This is a genomic window from Novosphingobium sp. (assembly GCF_020852455.1).
In the GTDB taxonomy this organism is placed as follows: Bacteria; Pseudomonadota; Alphaproteobacteria; order Sphingomonadales; family Sphingomonadaceae; genus Novosphingobium.
This window is the reverse complement of the sequence record NZ_JADZAT010000001.1, coordinates 35,704-55,954: the sequence shown is the minus strand read 5'-3', so window position 1 is coordinate 55,954 and position 20,251 is coordinate 35,704. Positions and strand designations below refer to the sequence as shown.

The following is a 20,251-nucleotide window of genomic DNA, read 5'->3' as shown; positions in this document are numbered from 1 at the left end:
TTGGGTTAGCGCCAGTCTTCGATCACCATCGCAGCACCCTTTTCGGCGACCATCACAGTCGGCGCATTGGTGTTGCCGGACGTGATCGTCGGGAAGACTGAGGCATCGATCACTCGCAGGCCTTCAGTCCCATGGACGCGCAGGCGTGCATCGACCACTGCGGAGGCGGGATCCGGACCCATGATGCAAGTGCAGGTCGGGTGATAGACCGTGTCAGCGCGCTTGCGGAAATCTTCCATTTGGGCCGCTTCACCCTCCACGCCCGGACCAGGGATGATTTCCTCGGTGATGATGTCGGCCAAGGGCGCCGTGCCGGCAATCTGGCGCAGCAACCGGTTGCCGGCCTTGACCTCGGCCAGGTCGTGTTCGGTCGCAAGATAGTTCGGACGGATCAACGGGTGCGCGGCAGGATCGGCGGACGCCAACTCAAGTTCGCCGCGGCTGGTCGGTCGGCAAGCGTTGAACGAGAGCAGGAATGCGGAGAACGGATCGGGGTTGAGCAACTTGCGCTCAGACAGTGGGGTGTTGGTATAGCTCACCGGGCTGAAATAGAGTTGCAGGTTGACGTGCTCCTGCCCCGGATCGCTGCGCACGAATCCACCGCTCTGATTGACGCTGAGTGACAACGGTCCGCCCCGGTCGAACAAGTAGCGCAGGCCCGCCATGGCCTTGCCGATCAGCGGGTGCAGAACATCGTTCAAGGTCGGCGTGCGGGTCTTGTAGAAATAGGAAACCGCCAGATGATCCTGCAAATTGCGGCCCACCGCCGGTGCCGCCACCATGGGCTGGATGCCGTGCTTCTTCAACCGTTCGGGATCGCCGATCCCCGAGAGCATCAGCAACTGCGGCGAACTGATTGCTCCGCCGCTCAGGATCACCTCACGCCGTGCCTTGACCTGGCGCACTGTACCGCCAAGCGAGTACTCCACTCCGCAGGCTCGCTTGCCCTCGAACAGCACCCGCCGGACCAGCGCCTTGGTCTGCAGCTTCAGGTTGCTCCGCTTCAGCGCCGGATGGAGAAAGGCATTGGCAGTCGAAGCGCGCCAGCCGCCGCGGGTGTTGATCTGATAAATCCCGACGCCTTCGGGATGGCTGCCGTTGAAATCGCTGGTCACGGGAAAGCCCAGTTGCTCGGCGCTTTCGATGAAGCTGTGGCAGACCGGGTGGACGTGCGGGCTGATGTCGGTAACGTGCTGCGGCCCGCCGCGCCCGTGGTGGGCGCTGTGCCAGTCGAAATCCTCGCTCTTCTTGAAGTACGGCAGGACATCGTCCCAACCCCACCCCGGATTGCCCAGCGCCTTCCAGTCATCGAAATCGCGGGGCTGGCCGCGAACATAGACCATCGCATTGATCGATCCCGACCCGCCGACAACCTTGCCGCGCGGCCAATAACTGCGCCGTCCGCCCAGCGCTTCGACCGGTTCGGTATCGTACATCCAGTTGATGCGCTTGTTGAAGAAGGTCCGGCCATAGCCGATCGGCATCTGGATCCAGATCGACAGGTCGCTGCCGCCGGCCTCAAGCACCAGCACGCTGGCCTTGCCATCTTCGCTGAGCCGGCTGGCCAGCACGCAGCCCGCCGTTCCCGCGCCGACGATCACATAGTCGAACTCTTCCATCACCGGACCGGGTTTTGGGTCATCTCGAGGTGGAGCATGTCCCCGGTATAGGGATGGGCGCGCGCCACCTCTTCGTTGAGCTCGATCCCCAGACCCGGCGCGTTCGGCGGGATCACGTGGCCCTGTTCGAAGTGCATCGGCGTCTTGAGGATCTGGGCATGGAATCCGCTCCAGTCCTCGATGCTTTCCAGGATCAGGAAATTGGGCGAACAGGTGGCCAGCTGGACATTGGCCGCGCCGACCACCGGCCCGCAATAGAGGTGCGGCGCGATCTGGACGTGGCGCACTTCGGCCATTCCGGCGATCTTCTTGGCTTCAAGCAAGCCGCCGACCCGGCCCAGGTTCATCTGCAGGATCGCCGCCGCGCCGCAATCGAGCAGGCGGGCGAAATCGTACTTGGTGGTCAACCGCTCACCAGTCGCGATCGGGATCGATGTGGCGCGGGCGACCTTGGCCATTTCCTCTGGCGCGTCGGGCGGAACCGGTTCTTCCAGCCACAGCGGATCGTATTTCTCCAGCCGCTTGGCGAGCCGGATCGCGCCTGCGGCGGTCATCTGCCCATGGGTGCCGAACAGCAGGTCTGCCCTGCTGCCCACCGCTTCGCGCAGTGCCTTGCAGAACCGCTCGGACAGGTCGAGCGCTTCCAGGCTCAGCTGCCGCCCGTCGAAGGCCGAATAGGGTCCCGCCGGATCGAACTTCAGCGCGGTAAAGCCCATGTCGAGATAGAGCGCGGCGCGTTCGGCGGCCAGATCGGGGTCGTGATAGACGTCGCTCTGGTCGCCGGGGCGCGGGTAGATGTAGGTGTAGGACCGCAGCGCCTCGTGCACCTGCCCGCCCAGCAGCTTGTAAACCGGCTGCCCGGCTTCCTTGCCGACGATATCCCAGCAGGCCATTTCCAGCGCGCTCATCACCCCCATCAGGGTCAGGTCGGGATGCTGGGTAAAGCCGCTGGAATAGACCCGGCGCCACATCTTCTCGATGTCATGCGGGTCTTGCCCTTCCATGTAACGAGCAAAGACATCCTCGCACATCTGCGCCACCAGATGCGGCGAGAACGGCACGCAATAGGCTTCGCCAAGCCCGGTCGAGCCGTTGTCGGTGCTGAGCTTCACAAAGACGAAATAGCGCCCGCCGAAATGCGGCGGCGGATTGCCGACCACGAAGGTCTCGATTGCGGTGAGCTTCATGCCCCGTATCCGTTGATGACCTTGAGTTCGAGGAAGTCATGGAGACCCCATACCCCCCACTCACGCCCGTTGCCTGATTGCTTGAACCCGCCAAAGGGCGAGCAATAGTCCTGCCCCGCCCCGTTGAGATAGACCGAGCCCGCCCGGATCTGCCGCGCCACCCGCCGGGCCCGCGTCAGGTCCTGGCTCTGGATATAGGCGGCCAATCCATAGGGCGTATCGTTGGCGATCCGCACCGCTTCGCCTTCATCGGCAAAGGGAATCATCACCAGCACCGGCCCGAAAATCTCTTCGCGGGCGATGGTCATCTGATTGGTGACCCCGACGAAAATCGTCGGCTTGACGAAGTAGCCGCGATTGAAGCCATCGGCCCGCCCGGTGCCGCCGCAGACGAGCTCGGCCCCCTCGTCGATCCCGGCCTGGATCAGGCGCTGGATCTTGTCGAACTGGGCCTTGTTGACCACCGGGCCCAGATGCGCGCCGGGCTGCGCCGGATCGCCCAGCTTGACCGTTGCCGCCACTTCGCGCGCGGCGGCAACCGCGCGGTCGTAACCGCTGGCCTGAACCAGCATCCGCGTCGGCGCGTTGCATGACTGGCCGGTGTTGTTGAAGCAATGCCGCACCCCGCGCGCCACTGCCGCTTCCAACCCATCATCGTCGAAGACCAGATTGGGTGACTTGCCGCCCAGTTCCAACGCGACCCGCTTGACCGTTTCGGCCGCAGTCTTGCTGACCACGATCCCGGCAGCGGTGGAGCCGGTGAATGAGACCATATCGACTTCGGGATGCCCGGTCAGCGTCGGCCCCACCCCGGCGCCGGTGCCATGGACCAGGTTGAACACGCCCGCAGGGAAGCCCGCGTCATCCACGAATTCGGCGAACAGCTGCGCAGACAGCGGTGCCACTTCGCTGGGCTTGACCACCATGGTGCAACCCGCCGCCAGTGCCGGGCCGATCTTGGCCGCCAGCTGGTTGATCGGCCAGTTCCACGGCGTGATCAGCACGCAGACGCCAACCGCCTCATGGCTCAGCAGCGCGCCGCTGCCGATCGGGCGCTCCCATTCGAACTCCCGCGCGGCGCGCACGGTTTCCTTGAGGTGACCCGGTCCGCATTCGGCCTGCGAATTGTGCGACAGGTCGTGCGGCGCGCCCATTTCGGTAGTGATCGCGCGGACCATCTCGTCATAGCGCGCTTCGAACACCGCAATCAGCCGCTCGATCAGCGCCAGACGCACTTCGAGCGGGGTCGTGCTCCAATCGATGAACGCCGCCCGCGCGGCGCGCACTGCAGCATCAGCTTCGGCCGGGCCGCAGAGCGCGATGCGGGCGCAGACTTCCTCGGTGGCGGGATTGATCGCTGCATGAACGCCATTGGCGCCGCCGGGCACGGTCCAGCGCCCGGCGATATAGGACTTGAGCAGATCAGACATGCCCGATCGCCTTCTTCTGATCGTCAACCAGGTACTTCATGGCCGCAAAGTAGTGATAGGCAGCCCAGAAACCAGTCGGTGCCAGCACCAGCAAGGCCGAGCGCAACGATGCCGCAGTCGGCTCACCCCCACCCGCAAACCAGTCGCTCAGCAAGCCAACTCCCTGCGGGGCGACAATCAGGTTGAAGACATTGGCGATCAGCAGCGTGATCGCGATGAACATCGCGCGCATCCGCGGCGGTGCCAGATTCTGGCACAGCGCCATTGAAGGTCCGATGTAGAAGTAGATCGCCGGAATGAACAACCAGAGCATGGCAGTGGCCAGGCTGAGCGAACTGGTCCAGTAGGCCACGATTGAAGGAACCGTAGACAGCAGGGTGACCCCACCCAGCACCGTCACGATCTTGCGCGGATCGGTGTAGGATGGCTTGGCAAACAACCATGCAGTCAGCAATGACGCCGCGATGCCCATGACCAGATGGATCGGGCCAACAACCGCCCCGGCCTGCCCAACATCAAGATGATGGAAGCGTTGCAGGAAGGTGGGCGTGAACCACATCAATCCCCAACCCCACAACGCGGAAACCCCGCTGCCCATCATGACGTGGACCGCGCCCTTTTGCGACAACAGGTAGCGCATGGTTTCCAGCACGCCCGGCGCCACGTCCTTGGGTGCGGTATCATAGCGTCCGCGCGGCGGTTCCTTGATCGTGAACAGGATCAACAGGGCCAGGATCACGCCGGGAATACCCAGCACGTAGAAGGCCGAACGCCAGCCATGCTCACCGGCCACCGCCCCCGCCAGATCTGCCCCCAACCAGGCCCCGATCGGCGCGCCAAGTGCAAATATCGTCATTGCCATAGCCCTTCGATCAGCCGGGAAATAGTCCGAAATGATCGTGTTGCAGGCCGGAGTTCCCCCCGCCTCGCCGATCCCCACCCCGATCCGGGCCAGCAGCAGATGCGTGAAATTCTTGGCAAAGCCGCAGGCCGTGGTCATCGCAGACCAGACGATCATCGAAAAGGCCAGCAGGTTGCGGCGGTTATAGCGATCCGCGATCCACGACAGCGGAATACCCATCGTAACATAGAACAGTGCCAGTGAGACACCGGTCAGAAAGTTGATCCCGGCATCGGACAACTGCAATTCCAGCCGGATCGGTTCGAGCACGGTGGACATGACATAGCGATCGGCAATGTTGATGGTGTAGGCCAGCATCATCATGAACAGCACATACCAGCGCTGTGCCAGGCTTGGGCCGGTATCCTGTGCTATCGGCGCAGTCGTTGCCATGTGCATTCCTTTCAGGTGTTAGCCAGTTCCGGCCCCAGCACCGCGCGCAGCGGATCGAGGAATTCCGAAAACTTCTCCCATTGATCGACGCCACTTCTGAAGATCGGCTGTCGAACTTGTTCGCTGCTGGCGGTTCGCACCGCGCGCTCGGTCTCGTGGAAATTGAGGCAGGCCGCCTCGAACGGCAGTCCGCAGAAATCGAGCAGCCGGCGGACCTGGCCGTCAAGATCGGCGACGACCTCTTCATAGCGTACCCGCAGAACCTGGCCTGGCAGCACCTGGTCCCAATGGTCCATCAGCCGCACATAGTCGCTGTAATAGTGGCCTACTTCCTCAAGCCCGTAGGTAAAGTCCTGCCCTTCGGCGAACAGTTGCTTGAAGCCCGAGAAGCAGCACCCCATCGCCCCGCGCCGCGCGTCGATGATCCTGGCATTGGGCAGGATCAGCCGGATCAGCGCGATGTGCCGGAAATTGTTGGGCATCTTGTCGATGAAGTACGGCGTGCCGCGCTTTCGGTGGATCTGCGTATCGCGCAGGAATGCCTCGCCGAATTCGGTCAGTTGTTCGGCGGTAAGCTCAGTCAGGTTGCCCGGGTAATTGGCCTCTTCACCCACCCGGCGGCGGCCATCGATCCGGTGTGCCAGGCTCAGGATGTTCGGCAGTTCCAGCGTGCCTTCGACCTGGCTGTGCGAAGACAGGATCTGTTCCAGCAGGGTTGAGCCCGCGCGCGGCAGGCCCAGGATAAAGATCGGATCGGGCGCGGGGCAGCCGGCGCCCTTGAAGCGGTCGAACAGCTCTGCACCGCAATGCTGGTGTTGCCGTTCCAACTCGGCGGTAATCCGCCGCCAGTCATAGCGCAGTTCTTCGCGTTTCAGGCGGTTACCGCGATCATAATAGGCGAAGCTATCGGCAAAATCCTCGCGATCCTCCAGCGCCTTGCCCAGCGCGAAGCAGAGATGATAGCGGTCGGCGAGCCGGGTTCGTGGGTGATCCTCGAGCTCGCGCATCCGCTTGATTTCGCCAGCCTCGAACCGGTAGGTCTTGAGGTTGGCCAGGCTCCAATAGGCATCACCGAAATCGGGGCGCACATGATAGGCCTGCCGGTACGCGTCGATCGCCTCGGCTTGATTGCCGATCGTCTTCAGTGCGTGGCCAACCGACAGATGCAGGGTCGGGTTATCGGGCATGGTCGCAAGTTGCTTGCGATAGATTTCCAGGCCTTCCTCGAATTCACCGACCGCAATGGCCTGGTTGGCATAGAGCAGTTCGTACTGGCCATTGGCGGGCGCCTTGCCCAGCAGCGCCTTGGCCTGATCGAGAGCCTCGCCATATTTCTGGCGCTTGTGCAGCAAATTGACATAGTCGAACTGCGCATTGATGTTGCCGGGATCCAGCACCATGCAGCTTTCGAGCAGGAATTCGGCCTCTTCATAGGAATTGAAGTGCACGCCGATCTCGGCCAGCAGGCGCATCCCCTCGGGGTGGTGGCCGTGCTGTTGCAGGAAGGCCCGGCACAGGTTTTCGGCTTTCAGGATGCGGCGTTCCTGGATCAGGCTGATCACCGCCTGAAGCTCGCCCGGCAGGCTTTCCAGATAGGCACACTGGCTGCGCGCAAAGCCCGCCGCTTCATGCTGCCCCGCCCGCGCCTGCATTTCAGCGAGCATCCGCCAGCTGGCCAGCAGACCGACGTTATGTTCGACCGCTGCCTGATAAGCGGCCAGCGCCTCGGCATCGCGGCCCAAGGCGCGCAGGCAATGGCCGCGTTCCTGATAGGCCCGGCCATAGCCCGGATCGGCGTCGATGAGCCGGGCGATCGTAGCCAGCGCATCGACCGGACGCTTGGCATAACGCTGCACCGCGGCCAGCACATAAAGCGCTTCACGGTGATCGGATTTGAGGTTCAGGGCATCATTGCAACGTGCTTCGGCATCGCCCAGCGATCCGCGTTGCAGGGCCGCCTTGGCGGCTTCAACCAGCTTGTCGGCTTCACCGGCAAGATCGGGACTGGCAAGGCTGGCAGTGGTCTCGGTTGTCATGAAGTCAGTCTGGATGGAAACGCGGCATTGGCAATAGCAATGTACGCTCCCTGCGACTGGGGGCAGCGCTTTGCAGGCGCTGCCCCCGGCCGGACCCGAAGGCTCTGCCCCACCCCGCAACGGATGGGGCGACCCCTCATTACATCTTGTACGAAACGCGCATCCCGATGGTCCGCGGACGCATGGTGGTGATACGCTTTTCACCGTCGTTGGCGCTGATGAACAGCTCGGGCCGTTCATCACCGATATTCTCGGCATAGACCGTGACCGACCAGTTGTCCTTGCTGACCCCGATCGAGGCTTCGAAGGTGTTGTAGCCGGCCTGGGTGAACGACTGCTGCTGCAGCTGGATCGGATCGCCCGGATTGACCGTAACGCCGTTGATCACCGAAGTCTGGCCGCAGACCGCATAGGGCGAATTACAGCCGGTGTAGAGGATGTTGGTGTTGTCGACCACCGAAGAGATCGAGCTGCCAACATGGTGGAAGCCCACCTGAACGAACGGCTTGAGGCCGTTTTCGTTCTCCCACTCGTAACGGATGCGCATGTTGCCCTGGAACTTGGGGCTCAGCGCCAGCGGGCTGCCAACCGGCACCACGACCCCCTGGCTGCACAGCAGCTGGGCAATCGCGTTGTTGGTGCAGCCGGTCAGTTCGCTGTCGTTGTACGAGAAGCCCGCGCTCAGCGTCAGCCCGCGGCTGGGCCGCGCGGTGATGTCGCCTTCGATGCCCTGGATCTTGCCGTTGGCCAGGTTGCTGACAAAGGTCTGGTTCGAGATGTTCTGGTTGAACGCCGCGATCTGGATTTCCTTCCAGTCGATCTTGTAAGCGGCAAGATTGATCTGCAGCTTGCGATCGAACAGGCCCAGCTTGGCACCGATTTCGAAGTTCTTGACCTTGTCGGGTTCATAGGCCCGGTTGGTTGAGCAAGCCGCCGTATAGGTCGGATTTGCTGCAACACCGCCATTGCAGCCCTTGCGGTTGAAGCCGCCCGGACGGAAGCCTTCCGAGAAGGTGAAGTAGACCAGCGAGTCCGGGTTGAACTTGTAGGTCACGTTGCCCTTGAAGATCACGCCCGAATACTTCGCGGGGTTGATCCCGGCGAGGTTGTTCGACAGCACCGCGCTGGCATTCAGCGTTGACGGCGGAGTGACCAACGGGATGTAGTTACAGGTCGTCAGGCCCGAACCCGGATCCACACTGACGGTAGCGCAGTTGGCGCGCACCAGGCTGGTGAAGCTGGTGCTCGACCCGCCGTACATCCCCGCGCTTTCGCTGTAATAGCGGGCGCCGCCGGTGATGGTCAGCTTGTCGGGAATGACGTCATACGAAGCTTCGCCATAGATCGCGAACTGGCGGTCGCGGCGAAGGATGGTGTTGACGAACCCGGCCCCGGGCAGCGGCCCGACGTTGAGGACGTTGACCGACGGATGCGGCGCAAGGTCATAGATGAACCCGGCGTCGCGCAGGACGTAGTTCCACTGCGTGACGTCATAGATGCGGTTGACGTCATAAAACAGGCCCAGGGTTGCCCGCAGTGGCTTGTCGGCCGGAGTGGTAAGCCGCAGTTCCTGCGTCCAGCGGCGGTTCCGATCGTTGACCTTGTAGCTGTTGTTCGGTGCATAGCAGGTCTGGCCCTGCGCCGCCGAGGTGCCATAACCGGCGTAATAGACGCCGCGGTCGCAGTTATAATACGGCATGTACAGACCAATGTTGGCGTACCGCGCATAGTCAGACTGCTGGACCGAGTGGTGATCCTGATACGACGAGGTATAGATCAGGTCGAGCATGCCCAGACGCCCCTTGAGCGTCAGGGTGCCAAGCGTGATCGTATCCTTCAGCGTGTTGGGACCGTACTGCTGGACCTTGAGGTCACCGACCGCCGGCGAATAGTCGAACACGCCGTCGGTTTCGAGCTCCTGATAGAGCCCCATCGCTTCAACCGACCAGTCTTCGTTGAGCTGCCAGGTTACCGTACCGCGACCGCCGTTGTAGTTGGCGTCGTTGTAATCGTCCTGGATGAAGGCGGTGTTGCTGATCGAGCGGCGCAGTGGCGCACGCCAGCCGGCGCTGGTCCCGGTCGGGGTTGCCACGCAGTTGACAACGCCAACGCAGCTTTCGATCGCCTGGGCAACCAGCAGCGGGTTGCCGGTCGGCAGCACGCCGGGACCACCCGGGTTCCAGGGCATCTGATAGGTGCCGGCCACGTTGTCGATGTAGCCGCCCTGGTGATCGCTGTAGAAGGCCAGGCGAATGCCCAGCGTGTCCTTGATGATCGGCACGTTGACGAAGCCATCAACGCCAAAGCTGGCAGCACCATGCCGGGTGCTTGAAGCGTGGGCCGTGAACCCGGCATCGAATTCACCCAGGTTTGGCTTGTTGGTGATGTAACGGATTGCCCCGCCCATCGCGTTGGCGCCGAACAGCGTGCCCTGCGGCCCGGCCAGCGTTTCAACGCGGCTGAGATCGGTCGCATGAATATCAAGGTTGCGGCCCGGCGTCGAAGCCGGGGCATCGTTCACATAGAGAGCGACGTTAGGCTGAACCCCGGCCACGCCCAGGATCTGCGAACCGGCCGTATCGGTTGACAGGCCGCGGATGTAGATCGACGAAACGCCCGGACCACGCGAAGCGGTGCGGACGTTCGGAAGGTATTCAACCAGCTTTTCGAAGTTGGTGACATTCAGCTGGCCCAGCTGTTCGCCGCCCATTGCCTTGATCGCAACCGGGATCTTGTTGGCCGATTCCTCACGCCGGGTCGCGGTCACGACGATATCGTCAACGCTGATCCGGTCCTCGTCGGCCGCCGGCGCGGTCTGCGCCAAGGCGGTGCCGCTGCCGGCCCCCAACATCGAAAGCGCGATCATCGCGCTTGATAGCTTCAGTGATCCTTTCACCAATCCCTCCCTATTTAAACCCAAACCCAACCGTGGCCACTGCGCGAACCCGCGTCTGTCTGGCCTGGGGGCAGATCCTCGATGATCAGGCTGATCCCACCCCCCCACACTCACAACTGAGGAATTTTGCCAGACCGGTAAAATGCCTTTTTTGGATGGCAAGGTAAGTAAATTCGGCCCGGATCAGAACAACTGCAGGTCTCGATCAAAGCTCCTAATGTGCTGCGCTGCAGGATGGACCCTTACCGCGCGAGCCCCTAGCCGCTGCGGCCCAGCGAAGGTTGCGCCCGGTCAACCATCCGATTACGAGCCAAACCCGTCATGTCTGCCGAACACGAACTGCTGAGCGCCCTCGATTCTCAGGGAATTGCCTGGACCATCCACGAACACGAAGCCGTGTTCACAGTGGAAGCCAGCGCACGCCTGCATGAGGAGATCTCCGGCGCGCACACCAAGAACCTGTTCCTCAAGGATGCGGGCGGCCAGTTCTGGGTGGTCAGCGCGCCGCACGATGCCTCGATTGACCTCAAGGCCCTGCCCGATGCGATCGGCTGCCGCAAGGTCAGCTTCGGCAAGGGCGAAGCGATGGAGGAACTGCTGGGCGTCTCGCCCGGATCGGTTACCCCGCTGGCGGCGTTCAACGACAAGGCCGGCGCGGTGAAAGTGGTGATCGACCAGCGTCTAGCCGAAGCCGGCACGGTCAACGTCCACCCGCTGCGCAACACCGCAACGCTGGGGCTTTCGGGCGCAGATCTGGTGCGTTTCCTTGCCGCGCACGGCCATGAACCGCAGGTCGTCCTGCTGCCGGCCCGCGCATGAGCATCAGCCTGTTCGAACTGTTCAAGATCGGGGTTGGCCCGTCAAGCTCGCACACGGTTGGTCCGATGGTGGCGGGGCGGCGATTTGGCGAATGGCTGGCGGCCTGCGGTCTGCTCGATCGTACCGCGCGGGTGCGGGTCGATCTCTATGGCTCGCTGGCGCTGACCGGCCGGGGCCACGCCACTGATACTGCAACGATCCTGGGCCTGTGCGGAGAATTGCCCGCAACAGTCGATGTCGAGGAAGTGTCCGCGATCCTGGCCCGCGTGGCCGAAAGCAAGTCGGTTACTCTGGCCGGCACACATCCGGTCGCATTCGATCCGGAGCAGGATCTGGTCTTCCGCCAACGTGAGCGGCAGCCGTTCCATTCCAACGCGATGGCGATCACCGCGCTCGACGCAGAGGGCGAAATCCTGGCCCGGCGGATGTACTATTCGATCGGCGGCGGCTTCGTGGTCGATGAGGATGAGGCCGGCAGCAACAGCGGCGGCAGTCCGGAAGACATTGCCCTGCCCTATGATTTCCGTTCGGGCGAGGAATTGCTGCGGATGGGCGGGGACAGCGGCAAAACCTTTGCCGAACTGGTGATGGCCAACGAATGCGCACGCCGCAGCGAAGCCGAAGTGCTTGAAGGGATCGACGCGATTGCCAAGGCGATGGCGGATTCGATCGATCGCGGCTGCCGCGAACATGGCGTGCTGCCGGGCGGGCTTAATGTTCGCCGCCGCGCGCCCACCCTGGCCGCCGAGCTCGCCGCCAATCACGGCGCCAATCTGGGCGATCCGCTGGCGATCCTGGACTGGATCAACCTGTGGGCGATGGCCGTGAACGAAGAAAATGCCGCCTGCGGCCGGGTCGTCACCGCGCCAACCAATGGTGCGGCAGGGATCATCCCGGCGGTGATGCGGTTCCACGATCGCTGCTATCGCGGCACCGCCGAAACCCGCCGCACCTTCCTGCTGACCGCAGCGGCGATCGGCGCGCTTTACAAGAAGAACGCCTCGATCTCTGGCGCCGAAGTCGGCTGTCAGGGTGAAGTCGGCGTCGCCTGTTCGATGGCAGCGGCGGGCCTTGCAGCGGCAATGGGCGCGACCAACGCCCAGATCGAGAATGCCGCCGAAATCGGCATGGAGCACAATCTGGGGCTAACCTGCGATCCGGTCGGCGGGCTGGTCCAGATCCCCTGCATTGAGCGCAATGCGATGGGCGCGGTCAAGGCAATCGATGCCGCACGGCTGGCCATGCTGGGCGATGGCACGCACATGGTCAGCCTTGACAAGGTGATCGAAACGATGCGCCAGACCGGGCTCGACATGCGCGACAAGTACAAGGAAACCTCGCTCGGCGGGCTGGCGGTCAACGTCGTCGAATGCTGATTGCGCTTCGCGCGCGTTAGCAATTTTGATAGAGGATTTCTCTTAAAGGAGCGATCCGATGCAACTCCAGCACCTGCGCTATTTCGTCGCCCTGGCCCGCACGCGCCACTTTGCGGCCGCCGCAAGCGAATGCGGCGTTTCGCAGCCGACGCTGTCAGCCGGGCTGGCCGCGCTGGAGCAGGAACTGGGCAAGCGGCTGGTCGAACGCGACCGGCGGTTCATTGGCCTGACCGAGCAAGGCCTGGCGATCCTGCCCTGGGCCGAGCAGGCGCTGGGCGCGGTGCGCGGGATCGCGCAGGCCGCGCAGACCAGCGCACAGGCGCTCAGCGGCGAATTCCGGCTGTTCGTGATCCCTTCGGCGCAGCCGCTGGTCGGCCCGTTCGGCGATGCGCTTCTCAAGGCCTATCCAGGGCTTACCCTGGCGGTCACTGCCGGCACTTCGCGCGAGATCGAGCATGCCCTGCACGCCAACGAGGTCGATGCCGGGCTGACCTATCTTGACCACGAACCGCCCACCAACATGCTGATCGCGCCCTTGCATGATGAGCAATACCGCCTGATCGCGCGGCACGGCACCGGGTTCGATGATCGCTCAGGAATAAGCTGGGAAGAGGCTGCGGCGCTGCCGCTGTGCCTGCTGCACCAGGGCATGCAGTATCGCCGGATACTGGACGCGCAATTTGTGCGGCACGGGCTTTCGCTCAGTCCGAAATCGATTGCCGACAACTATATCTCGTTGTTTTCGCTGGTTCGGTCGGGGCATTTCGTCTCGATCGTGCCCGATGCCTATGCCGGTTTGCTTGAAGGGGTCGAATGGTGCCGCTTCGTGCCGATCGAGCCCCAGGCCCCGGTGCGGCGGATGGGCCTGGTGGTGGTCAATCGTGACCCGCTCGGCTCGATGGCGCGGGCCGGATTGACCGTGGCGCAGCAGCTTGGCGATCACGATGTGATAGAAAACTTCTATCACCCTTCAAATCATTCGATTTGACCGCAGCCGCCCGCCACAGCACTGGGCGGCATGCAAACGAGCGAACTCGACGCGATCATCGCCGAGCACAGCGGCCGCAAGGGCGCCTTGCTGCCGATGCTGCACGCGGTCCAGCAGGCCTATGGCTGCATCGACGCCAAGGCTGAAAAGGCGATTGCCGAAGCCCTGAACCTCAGCCGCGCCGAAGTGCACGGGGTGGTCAGTTTCTATCACGATTTCACCGAAGCACCCGATCCGCGCCCGGTGGTGGAACTGTGCCGCGCCGAAGCCTGCAAGGCGCGCGGCGTCGAAGCACTGGTCGCGGCAGCCGAAGCGGCAGCAGGGGAACGCGTGAACCTCAAGGAAGTCTATTGCCTCGGGCTGTGCTCGATGGGGCCCAGCGCGCGGGTGCACGGCAAGCTCTACGCCGGGCTTGATGAGGCTGAACTGGTCAAACTGGTGACAACGGCATGAGCACGGTTCGCATTTCCGACGACGCACTGGCCATTGCGCTGGGTGCCGATGAGCTTGCCGCCGCCTTCGAACAGGCCGGTGCGACGGTTGAGCGTACCTCAAGCTGGGGCATGCACTGGCTTGAGCCACTGGTTGAGGTGGACGGCATGGGCTTCGGCCCCGCCACGCCCGCCGATGTGCCCGCGATCCTGGCCGGCACCAGCGACAAGGGCATTGGCGCGATTGCCGATCATCCCTTCATCAAGGGCCAGCAGCGCCTGACCTTTGCCCGCGCGGGCAAGACCCGTCCGCTGAGCCTTGAGGACTATCAGGCGACCGGCGGCTGGTCGGCCCTCACCCGCGCCCGGGCGATGGACCGCGCCGACGTGGTCGCCGAAGTGATCGAAAGCGGCCTGCGCGGCCGCGGCGGCGCGGGCTTTCCCGCCGGGATCAAGTGGCGCACCGTGATGGAAGCCGCAGGCGACGAGAAGTACGTGGTCTGCAACGCCGATGAAGGCGATAGCGGCACCTTTGCCGACCGGATGCTGATGGAAGGCGATCCGTTCCAGCTGATCGAGGGCATGGCGATTGCCGCCCACGCTGTCGGCGCCGGACAGGGCTACATCTACGTCCGCAGCGAATATCCGCACGCCATTGCCAAGCTGGACAAGGCGATCGAACTGGCGGCGCAGCATATTGCGCCGTTCCAGCTTGAAGTCCGCGTTGGTGCCGGGGCCTATGTCTGCGGTGAGGAAACCTCGCTGCTCAACTCGATCGAGGGCAAGCGCGGCGAAGTGCGAGCCAAGCCGCCGCTGCCCGCGCTCGAAGGGTTGTTCGGCAAGCCGACCGTGGTCAACAACGTGCTGACCCTTGCCGCCGTGCCGCACATCATGGCCGAGGGTGGATCAGGGCTTTACGTCCGGCTCGGGATCGATCGCTCGAAGGGCACCATGCCGATCCAGCTGGCCGGGAACATCAAACACGGCGGACTGTACGAGACTGCGTTCGGGATTTCGCTCGACGAATTGGTCAATCGCATCGGTGGCGGCACGGCCAGCGGCCGGCCGGTCAAGGCGGTGCAGGTTGGGGGACCGCTTGGTGCCTATTTGCACCCCTCGGAGTTCCATTTGCCTTTCGATTACGAGGCCTATGCCGGTGCCGACGCGCTGATCGGCCATGGCGGCATCACGGTGTTCGACGACAGCGCCGACATGGGCGCGATGGCCCGCTTCGCCTTCCAGTTCTGCGCGGCGGAAAGCTGCGGGAAATGCACTCCGTGCCGGATCGGCTCGACCCGCGGTGTCGAACTGATCGACCGGATCCGCACCGGCGGCAAAGTCATGGCCGACGCGGTCGAAGGACTGCCCCAGATGCACAACGCCCGCAAAACCGGCCGCACTCGCGAGGAAGAGCTGGCACTGCTCAATGACCTGATGGAAGCCATGCAATTCGGCTCACTTTGCGCGCTGGGCGGGTTCACCCCCTATCCGGTGCGATCGGCGCTGAAGCACTGGCCGGAGGACTTCGGTTGATCCTCGGCGCGGTCCTCGCAGGCGGGCAATCGAGCCGGTTCGGCAGCGACAAGGCGCTGGCCGTGCTGGGCGGCGAATCACTGATCGCCCGCGCGGTGGACCTGCTTTCGGGCTGGTGCGAAAAGGTCGTGGTGATCGGGCGCGAAGAGGCCCCTGCCCCGACCCTGCCCGATTGGCCCCGCCCCGGAATGGGCCCGTTGGGCGGGATCGCCGCCGCACTGCGCGATGCGCGCGATGAGGGCTATGACGAAGTGCTGACCTGCGGTGTCGACTCGTTCGATCTGCCCGAAAACCTGCCCGCCCTGCTGGCCCCCGCCCCTGCCTATCTGACCGACCAGCCGGTGGTGGGGCTCTGGCCGGTCAGCGCGGTTGCACCGGTCGAAGCAATCCTGCGCGGCGAAGGTCGCCATTCGATGCGCGCGCTGGCCGAAGCCATCGGCGCGCGCGCCGTCAGCCAGCCCCGGGCCTCTATCAACATCAACACGCCAGCCGATCTGGCGGAAGCGGAGAAGCGTCATGGGCTATGAACGGCAGGCCGATTTTGGCACGCCCGAGGTCCTTTCGGATCAACAGGTAACCCTGACCATCGACGGGCGCGAGGTCACCGTGCCCGCCGGCACCAGCGTGATGCGCGCGGCCGGCCAGTGTGGCGGCTCGATCCCCAGCCTGTGCGCAACTGACAGCGTCAAGGCCTTCGGATCATGCCGGATGTGCCTGGTTGAGGTCGAAGGGATGCGCGGCACCCCGGCCAGCTGCACCACTCTGGTCGCGCCGGGCATGGTGGTCCACACCCAGACCGACCGGCTCGCCCGGATCCGCAAGTCGGTGATGGAACTCTACATTTCCGATCACCCGCTCGACTGCCTGACCTGCAGCGCCAACAACGACTGCGAGCTGCAGGATACCGCTGCCGAAGTGGGCCTGCGCGATGTGCGCTATGGTTATGACGGCAAGAACCACATGGGCCAGGCCGACGATACGTCGAACCCCTATTTCGCCTTCGAAGCGGACAAATGCATCGTCTGCTCGCGCTGCGTGCGCGCCTGTGACGAAGTTCAAGGCACTTTGGCGCTGGCGGTCAACGGACGCGGCTTCGGCTCGAAGATCGGCGCGGGCCAGCTGGAAGACACCTTCCTCTCGTCCGACTGCGTCAGCTGCGGCGCCTGCGTCCAGGCCTGCCCGACTTCGGCACTGATGGAAAAGAGCGTCAAGGAACTGGGCAAGCCCGAACGTGCGGTGATCACCACCTGTGCCTATTGCGGTGTCGGCTGCACTTTCCGCGCCGAAATGAAGGGCGAGCAGCTGGTCCGGATGGTGCCGTGGAAAGACGGCAAGGCCAACCGCGGCCACAGCTGCGTGAAGGGCCGCTTTGCCTGGGGCTATGCCAACCACCAGGACCGGATCCTGAACCCGATGATCCGCGAAAGCGTGGACCTCCCCTGGCACGAAGTCAGCTGGGAAGAGGCGCTGAAGTACACTGCTGACAAGCTCAACGCGATCAAAGCCCAGCATGGCCCGCGCGCGCTTGGCGGGATCACCTCAAGCCGCTGCACCAACGAAGAAACCTTCCTGGTGCAGAAGCTGGTCCGCTCGGGCTTCGGTTCGAACAACGTCGATACCTGCGCGCGCGTCTGCCACTCGCCGACCGGCTATGGCCTGTCGAAGACCTTCGGCACCAGCGCCGGCACGCAGGACTTCGACAGCGTGATGGAAGCCGACGTAGTCCTGGTAATCGGGGCCAATCCCACCGATGGCCATCCGGTCTTCGCCAGTCGGCTCAAGCGCCGGCTGCGCCAGGGCGCCAAGCTGATCGTAATCGATCCTCGCCGGATCGATCTGGTGAAGAGCCCGCATATCAAGGCCGCGCATCACCTGGCGCTGCAGCCGGGCACCAATGTCGCGGTCATGACCGCGCTCGCGCACGTGATCGTTACCGAAGGCCTTGCCGCCGAGGCGTTCATCAAGGAACGCTGTGACTGGGACGAATATCAGGACTGGGCACGCTTCGTTGCCGAGGAACGCCACAGCCCCGAAATGCTCGAGCCCGTCACCCGCGTCCCCGCCAGCGAACTGCGCGCGGCCGCACGGCTGTTCGCCACCGGCGGCAATGGCGCGATCTACTATGGCCTGGGGGTAACCGAACACAGCCAGGGTAGCTCGACCGTGATGAGCATCGCCAACCTGGCGATGGTCACCGGCAACATCGGCCGCCGCGGCGTGGGCGTGAACCCGCTGCGCGGGCAGAACAACGTGCAAGGTAGCTGCGACATGGGCAGCTTCCCGCATGAACTGCCGGGCTATCGCCATATCTCCAACGCCGACGTCCGCGCCCAGTTCGAAGCCGATTGGGGCACCCGGCTCGATCCCGAACCCGGCCTGCGCATTCCCAACATGCTTGACGCCGCGCTCGATGGGTCTTTCCGCGCGCTCTACGTGCAGGGTGAGGACATCCTGCAGAGCGATCCCAACACCCATCACGTCGCGGCGGGGCTCAAGGCAATGGAACTGGTCATCGTCCATGACCTGTTCCTCAACGAAACCGCCAACTACGCGCATGTCTTCCTGCCGGGTTCGACCTTCCTCGAGAAGGACGGCACCTTCACCAATGCCGAACGCAGGATCCAGCTGGTGCGCAAGGTGATGGAGCCCGCCAACGGCTATGCCGACTGGGAAGTGACGCAGGAACTGGCCAAGGCGATGGGCCTGGGCTGGAACTACAGCCATCCCAGCGAGATCATGGACGAAATCGCGCGGCTGACCCCGACCTTTACCGGCGTTTCGCATGCCCGTCTGGAGGCCGAAGGCTCGCTGCAATGGCCGGTCAACGATGCCAATCCTGATGGTAGCCCGATCATGCACGTGAGCGGGTTCGTGCGCGGCAAGGGCAAGTTCATCGTCACTGACTATATCCCGACCGACGAAAGGACCGGGCCGCGCTATCCGCTGCTGCTGACCACTGGCCGTGTGCTCAGCCAGTACAATGTCGGTGCGCAGACCCGGCGGACCGACAACACCGCCTGGCATCCCGAAGACCTGCTCGAAATCCATCCGCTCGACGCCGAAAACCGGGGAATCAAGGACGGCGACTGGATCCGCCTGGCGAGCCGCACCGGCGAAACCACGCTGCGCGCAACGGTGACCGACCGGGTTGCCCCGGGCGTGGTCTATACCACCTTCCACCACCCCGCGACGCAGGCCAATGTGGTCACTACCGACTATTCGGACTGGGCCACCAACTGCCCAGAATACAAGGTGACCGCAGTGCAGGTTCTGCCTTCGAACGGCCCCAGCGAATGGCAGGAAACCTATGCCAGCTGGTCCGAAAAGAGCCGCCGAGTGGCGCGCGTTCCGGCGGAGTAAGGCCATGGAAATCGACCGTCTGACCTATATGGCCAACCAGATCGCCCGCAACCTTGCCCCGCAGGGCGAAGAGGAGGCGATCGAGCTGACATTCCAGCATCTGCGCGATTTCTGGGACCCGCGGATGAAGACGGCGATGCTGGGCGGGAACCGCGCAGGGCTCGATCCGATCGCCAGGGTCGCGGTGGAGAAGCTGGCCGAACTCGCCTAGCCTTGTCGGGCGCTCTCGCGCTCGCGGCTGGGCGGCAAGCCGAAGGCCTTGCCATATTCGCTGGTGAAGTGCGCGGCTGAGCCAAAGCCGGTCGCCACCGCCACTTCCATCATCGACATGCCGGTCTGCTGAACCAACTGCCTTGCGCGCTTGAGCCGCAGGGTGCGATAATAGCGACCCGGTGACATCGCCGCCTCAAGGGCGAACAAACGCTCTAGCTGGCGCAGCGAAAGCCCGGCCCGTTCGGCCACTTGTTCCAGCGCCAGCGGCGCCTCAAGGTTGGCCTCCATCAGCGCGATCGCTTCGAGCAGGCGCGGATTGCGCACACCTGTCCGTTCAGACAGATCGAGCCGCTGCGGCTCTCCTGGCTTGCGCGAAGACTGATGGAGCATCTGGTCCGCCACCCGTGCGGCCAGCTCACGCCCGAAATCCTGCGCGATGAAATGGATCATCAGATCGAGCGGCGCGGTGCCGCCCGAACAGGTGAAACGCTGGCCATCGATCTCGTAAAGGCTTTGCGTGACTTCCAGCGACGGATAGTTTTCGGCAAGTGATTCAAGGTCTTCCCAGTGCCCGGTGCAGCGGCGCCCATCAAGCAGCCCGGCATCGGCCAGGATAATGCTGCCCGAACAGACCGATCCGATCATCGCGCTCTGGCGCGAGACGCGGCGCAGCTGCGCGGCCAGTTCCGCGTCGCGATGATCGTAAGCGTTGATCCCGGCGCAGACTACCACCGCATCGGGCAGCCCGATCAGGCGCAGCATGCCATCGACCTGGACCAGCGTCCCGTTACTCGCGCGAACCGGGCCGCCATCCTTGCTCAGCGTGGTCCACTGGTAGAGCGCAGTGCCTGCCATCCGGTTGGCCGCACGCAGCGGTTCGATAGCCGCGGTAAACGGCATCATCGAGAAATCCGGGACCAGTACGAAGCCGAAACTGCGCGGCCATTGGGATCGGGAACGATATGTCTGCTCAGGCACGTCAGATGCCTAATTGTCATGTCGCAAAAATGCAAGAAAATGTCGTTTTTGAAAAACACAACTCAAGCCGCATGCCGCATGCTCCGCACCG

The 20,251-nt window shown here is 63.7% G+C and carries 15 protein-coding genes; 8 read left to right on the top strand and 7 right to left on the bottom strand.

What is annotated here, in order from left to right:
- Nucleotides 1-5 precede the first annotated feature (5 nt).
- The 6 genes from IT549_RS00205 to IT549_RS00180 form a co-directional block, all read right to left on the bottom strand.
- Nucleotides 6-1,619: a GMC family oxidoreductase N-terminal domain-containing protein gene (locus IT549_RS00205; RefSeq protein ID WP_292969258.1), complete on the bottom strand. Its 1,614-nt coding sequence runs from the start codon at nt 1,617-1,619 to the stop codon at nt 6-8.
- On the bottom strand, nt 1,619-2,806 hold the full coding sequence (locus tag IT549_RS00200; protein WP_292969020.1) for a mandelate racemase/muconate lactonizing enzyme family protein: 1,188 nt from the start codon (nt 2,804-2,806) through the stop codon (nt 1,619-1,621). Before IT549_RS00200 ends, IT549_RS00205 begins: the two co-directional genes overlap by 1 nt.
- A complete protein-coding gene (locus IT549_RS00195; protein WP_292969018.1) occupies nt 2,803-4,236 on the bottom strand; it encodes an aldehyde dehydrogenase family protein in 1,434 nt (477 codons plus the stop codon). Before IT549_RS00195 ends, IT549_RS00200 begins: the two co-directional genes overlap by 4 nt.
- A complete protein-coding gene (locus IT549_RS00190) occupies nt 4,229-5,530 on the bottom strand; it encodes an MFS transporter (RefSeq protein ID WP_292969016.1) in 1,302 nt (433 codons plus the stop codon). The genes IT549_RS00195 and IT549_RS00190 overlap by 8 nt, the downstream gene beginning before the upstream one ends.
- A gap of 11 nt (nt 5,531-5,541) precedes the next feature.
- On the bottom strand, nt 5,542-7,566 hold the full coding sequence (locus IT549_RS00185; RefSeq protein ID WP_292969015.1) for a tetratricopeptide repeat-containing sulfotransferase family protein: 2,025 nt from the start codon (nt 7,564-7,566) through the stop codon (nt 5,542-5,544).
- A gap of 139 nt (nt 7,567-7,705) precedes the next feature.
- Nucleotides 7,706-10,462, bottom strand: a complete 2,757-nt coding sequence (locus IT549_RS00180) for a TonB-dependent receptor (RefSeq protein WP_292969013.1) — start codon at nt 10,460-10,462, stop codon at nt 7,706-7,708.
- Between the two features lie 321 nt (nt 10,463-10,783).
- On the opposite strand from IT549_RS00180, the gene IT549_RS00175 reads away from it, so the two are divergent.
- From IT549_RS00175 to IT549_RS00140, 8 genes are read left to right on the top strand one after another with little or no spacing between them, the layout of a single operon-like run.
- Nucleotides 10,784-11,281 (top strand): prolyl-tRNA synthetase associated domain-containing protein, encoded by a 498-nt coding sequence (locus IT549_RS00175; RefSeq protein WP_292969012.1) that lies wholly within the window; start codon nt 10,784-10,786, stop codon nt 11,279-11,281.
- Nucleotides 11,278-12,657 (top strand): L-serine ammonia-lyase, encoded by a 1,380-nt coding sequence (locus IT549_RS00170; RefSeq protein ID WP_292969010.1) that lies wholly within the window; start codon nt 11,278-11,280, stop codon nt 12,655-12,657. Before IT549_RS00175 ends, IT549_RS00170 begins: the two co-directional genes overlap by 4 nt.
- A 58-nt stretch (nt 12,658-12,715) precedes the next feature.
- Nucleotides 12,716-13,645 (top strand): LysR family transcriptional regulator, encoded by a 930-nt coding sequence (locus IT549_RS00165; protein ID WP_292969009.1) that lies wholly within the window; start codon nt 12,716-12,718, stop codon nt 13,643-13,645.
- Between the two features lie 30 nt (nt 13,646-13,675).
- Nucleotides 13,676-14,098 carry an NAD(P)H-dependent oxidoreductase subunit E gene (locus IT549_RS00160; RefSeq protein WP_292969008.1) on the top strand — a complete coding sequence of 141 codons (423 nt, stop codon included), beginning with the start codon at nt 13,676-13,678 and terminating at the stop codon, nt 14,096-14,098.
- The gene (locus IT549_RS00155) at nt 14,095-15,609 is read left to right on the top strand and encodes an NADH-ubiquinone oxidoreductase-F iron-sulfur binding region domain-containing protein (protein ID WP_292969007.1); all 1,515 of its coding nucleotides are present in this window, start codon (nt 14,095-14,097) and stop codon (nt 15,607-15,609) included. The genes IT549_RS00160 and IT549_RS00155 overlap by 4 nt, the downstream gene beginning before the upstream one ends.
- Nucleotides 15,606-16,136 carry a molybdenum cofactor guanylyltransferase gene (locus tag IT549_RS00150; protein WP_292969006.1) on the top strand — a complete coding sequence of 177 codons (531 nt, stop codon included), beginning with the start codon at nt 15,606-15,608 and terminating at the stop codon, nt 16,134-16,136. The genes IT549_RS00155 and IT549_RS00150 overlap by 4 nt, the downstream gene beginning before the upstream one ends.
- Complete coding sequence (gene fdhF / locus IT549_RS00145; RefSeq protein WP_292969004.1) at nt 16,126-18,969, top strand: formate dehydrogenase subunit alpha; 2,844 nt, start codon at nt 16,126-16,128, stop codon at nt 18,967-18,969. Before IT549_RS00150 ends, fdhF begins: the two co-directional genes overlap by 11 nt.
- Before the next feature lie 4 nt (nt 18,970-18,973).
- Complete coding sequence (locus IT549_RS00140) at nt 18,974-19,180, top strand: formate dehydrogenase subunit delta (RefSeq protein WP_292969002.1); 207 nt, start codon at nt 18,974-18,976, stop codon at nt 19,178-19,180.
- On the opposite strand, the gene IT549_RS00135 is transcribed toward IT549_RS00140, so the two are convergent.
- Nucleotides 19,177-20,160: a GlxA family transcriptional regulator gene (locus IT549_RS00135; RefSeq protein ID WP_292969000.1), complete on the bottom strand. Its 984-nt coding sequence runs from the start codon at nt 20,158-20,160 to the stop codon at nt 19,177-19,179. The genes IT549_RS00140 and IT549_RS00135 overlap by 4 nt on opposite strands.
- Between the last annotated feature and the right edge of the window lie 91 nt (nt 20,161-20,251).